The 3,463-nt window shown below is 59.2% G+C and carries 3 protein-coding genes; all 3 read right to left on the bottom strand.

Annotated elements, in window-relative coordinates:
• Positions 1-618 (bottom strand): hypothetical protein (locus NPS47_RS24990; protein ID WP_274297398.1); only part of this gene is annotated, 618 nt, incomplete at its 3' end.
• On the bottom strand, positions 615-1,469 hold the full coding sequence (locus tag NPS47_RS24985) for a DUF4123 domain-containing protein (protein WP_274297397.1): 855 nt from the start codon (positions 1,467-1,469) through the stop codon (positions 615-617). The genes NPS47_RS24985 and NPS47_RS24990, both read right to left, overlap by 4 nt.
• Positions 1,466-3,463: type VI secretion system tip protein VgrG (locus NPS47_RS24980; RefSeq protein WP_274297396.1), on the bottom strand; the 1,998-nt coding region annotated here is incomplete at its 5' end. The genes NPS47_RS24980 and NPS47_RS24985, both read right to left, overlap by 4 nt.

Genomic DNA, 3,463 nt, shown 5'->3' with positions numbered 1-3,463 from the left:
ACCCCAACCTGGCCGTTCTTCTTCGGCTAATCTGATCTTCATCCGTACGGTCTTACCCGGCAGTTGATCAGGGGTGAAAGCCGCTGCAGGACGGTAGCGGCTCAGATTGCCCTGTGCATCCATACCTTTGCAGTCAAGGAGCTTCACAATACGACGATTAAGTCCGACTGTTCGAAACAGCCATTGGCACTGACCGTAGAACTCACTCTCTCCAGCCACATTAAAGGTACTTTTGTATTCCTCCTTCACCTCGTCGCGAATCGAAACACCGGCATTGTGGCTACCGAAGTCGCCAAAATCCTTTCCGTACATAGCGTAGAGCTCCAACTCAATACGTTTTATCACTAGCGGGCAACCGTTACGGGTACGGTAGATAGCAATTTCAGCGTCGGGCTTATAATCTTCCCGCCATTTATAGTTAAACACTGGCGCCTTGTTGTCGGCAGTCGGTACCGTACAGGTTTCGCCTTTGGCGGGAACGTAATAAACCGCCGCCACATACACAAAGTTCGGCGGAAGATCAGCAGTAAAGGTGAAAGTGTTGGCGCTACCGTTGCCGCAGCTTGCCATCAAGGGAAAACAGCAAAGTAGTACCAAACGCTGAAGTGCCAGGTTCATAACGGACCCTCTCCTTGCCAAAACTTCATTTCCTGTTGCACCCGCTCGAAATGTGCGGCTGGCGTTTCATCAGGATGCGGCGGCCAGCGCTCGGCCGGTATACCGCCAGGTTCGGTTAAACTCAGCGCAAACAACAACGCCAACTGCACCGGTGCTACCCAGCCCCATGCTTCAGCCAGGGCCAGTTGTGCGTCCAGCCACGCTTCGGGATCTTGCTGCTCAGCCAGTGCCAGGTAGGCTTCCAGATGCTGGTCCAACAGATAGCGGTGGGCATTGGTTTTGCGTATCTGCGCTGCCTGCACGTCTGGCGCAGGAACCCGCAGCCAGGCGGGATGTTCAGGAACCGCGTGGTGGCCTGGAGCGGGGTTTGCGCAGACCTGCCAACACTCACCTTGCCAGCAACACACGCTGATCGCTGGCCCCAGGTAGGCAGGCAACTGGTCTTCAGCCAGGTGCTCCAGCGCCCGGCTGAGCACGCGGTTGTCATGAAAGCGGTACAGCGCCTGATTCGGCCGGGTGCCGACAATCGCACGCGCGCGCCAATGCTGGAGCAGATCAAGCTGTTCGCCTTCAGCAATGCTCGCCAGCCAGCCCCAATTGCGCTGTGGGGCCGCAAGCAAAGCATTGACACCGTCATCGTCAGGATTGTCGAAAACGAACAGGAAAGGGCCGGCCTCGGCAAGTCCTGAAGCCTGGGTGTCGCGATAGACACTGTAATGCTGGTCAGCCACCTGACGGTTCAACAGCGCCAGGTGAATACCCTGTTCGCTTTCAGCGTCCAGCATCAGGCAAAGGGTTCGACCCAGGCGAAGCTGCTCCAGCATCCACTGACGAGGTAAGGTAGTTGTCATACCGCGCCCCCCGCAGGCGAGCACAGGCCATTTTTACAGGCCTCGCAGAGTGGACAGAAATCTGCGCCCTGAGCCTTGGCAACGGCCATGAGCGCCTGTTGTGCAGGGGCGATTACTGGCGGCAGGTCGGATGGCGTCATCAGCGCCTGGAGTACGCCGGGTAACAGTGGATTCGCTGCAACCCCTCCCTGCGGCGCCCCGCCGATCTGGATTGTAGTACTGCTGAAAATGCCGCCAGGCCCGACCACAATGTGCTGACCGCCACCTTTCAAGGTGATGCTGGCGCCGGCATCGAGGATCACATGGGCGCCTGCCTTGAGGTGCACTTGCTGACCCGCTTCAACCACCAGCGTTTGGCCAACGCGGGTATGGCTGCTGCTGGCGACCTGCAGGTGGTCGTTGGCCTTGAGCTCGACTTTGCGGTCCGCTGTTACGCTGCGCTGATCTTCAGCTTCCAGCACCACAATGCTGTTGCCCTTGATGGTTTCCCGGCGTTCGTGACCGACTTCCAGCTGGCTGTCGTTCTCGATCTTCTGCTCCAGGTCGCGCTGGGCCCGCAGGTAGATTTTTTCCTGCCCGGCCCGGTCTTCAATCGACAGCTCGTTGTAGCCGCCACCGGCGGGCGAACTGCGGCTGCGCAACACGGTTTTGGTTTTGTTCGCGGGCAACGGGTACGGCACCGCCGTGCGCGTGTTGGGCACGCAGCCGGTAATCAACGGCTGGTCAGGATTGCCCTCCAGGTAGGTCACCACCACTTCCATGCCGATGCGCGGAATGGTCACCGCGCCAAAGCCCTCCCCGGCCCAGCTGGATGAAACCCGTAGCCAGCAACTGCTCTTGTCGCTGTTCAGCGCGGCGCGGTCCCAATGGAACTCGACTTTGACCCGGCCATGCTCATCGCAAAAGATTTCTTCGCCCTCAGGCCCGGTTACCCGAGCGGTCTGGCTGACCAGAACCGATTTTCGGGTGACCAGCGGTGGTCGGTAGAACACGTCCCAGGGGATGGCGCTGAAGTTGTTGCGGTAGCCCTGGCTGAAGCCGTCTTTGGGCGGTTTTTCGCTGCTGGCCGCCTCCTCCAGCACCTGCGGCTGCTTGCCTTCGTGGCTCACACTGAGCAATAGCCACAGGTCGTTGCAGGCTTTACGCGGGTGTTCGCACAGGTCGAAGAAATGACCGCTGCGCAGGTTCGGCTGATCGCTCTTGCCTTCAACCAGCTGGTAATCGATCCGATGCCGTTCCAGGGCGCGGCGGGCCAGTTGTTTGCCGCGCTCTTCGGTGTCGATCGGCGTGGGGTAGTGGTAATCCTCAAGCGCCGGTTTGAACTCGGCGGTGACGCGGTTTTCCACCAACCGGCTGGGACGTTTCAGGTCGTAATCGCGCCGGGTGACGGTAGTGGTGCGGGTGTTGAAGCGCCGGGAGAATTGGCTGATGACCGGCTCATCGGCCACCTGCCCAGTGCCTTGCTGATAGGGGGTTGCCCCTAGTTTGGGAAAGAAGGTCTGGTCTTCGGTGAACACCAGCCGATGACCGTCCGGGCTGTGCTGGTGATGCCAGGCGATACCTTCTTCACTGCACAGCCTTTGCAGTAGCTGGTAATCGCTTTCGAAGTATTGAGTGCAGTATTCACGCACGGGACTGTTGCGAACATGAAAGCTATAGGCATCGGCTTGAATGCCATGGCCCTGCAGCACCTGGGCGATGATCTGCGGCACCGTCAGGTGCTGGAAAATTCGCTGGTTGTGGCTGAACTGCAAGTAGTGCAGGGCCGGGACCAGGGTCAGGTGGTAGCGGGTCAGGCGTGTACCGGGCTCTTCCACCCGAACGTCTTCGATGCGGCCATGCAGCCCTTCCCCGTTCAAACCGAAACGCAGAAACGCCGGCTGACTGAGCAGGCTTTCAAGATCGAAGTCGGGGTACTCGCTGACCAGTTCAATGTGGATCGCGTACAAGGTGCTGATGGCTTCCGTGCCGCTAAACGCCAGGACCTTGAAGTC

The sequence above is a fragment of the Pseudomonas putida genome (assembly GCF_028682475.1).
Taxonomy (GTDB): Bacteria; Pseudomonadota; Gammaproteobacteria; order Pseudomonadales; family Pseudomonadaceae; genus Aquipseudomonas; species Aquipseudomonas putida_AG.
The sequence above is the reverse complement of the archived record's forward strand: the minus strand, read 5'-3'. Positions and strand labels throughout refer to the sequence as shown.

Bases quoted from the DNA above. Each gene is read 5' to 3' on its own strand.
- NPS47_RS24985 (WP_274297397.1), bottom strand. From the start codon at position 1,469: ATGACAACTACCTTACCTCGTCAGTGGATGCTGGAGCAGCTTCGCCTG.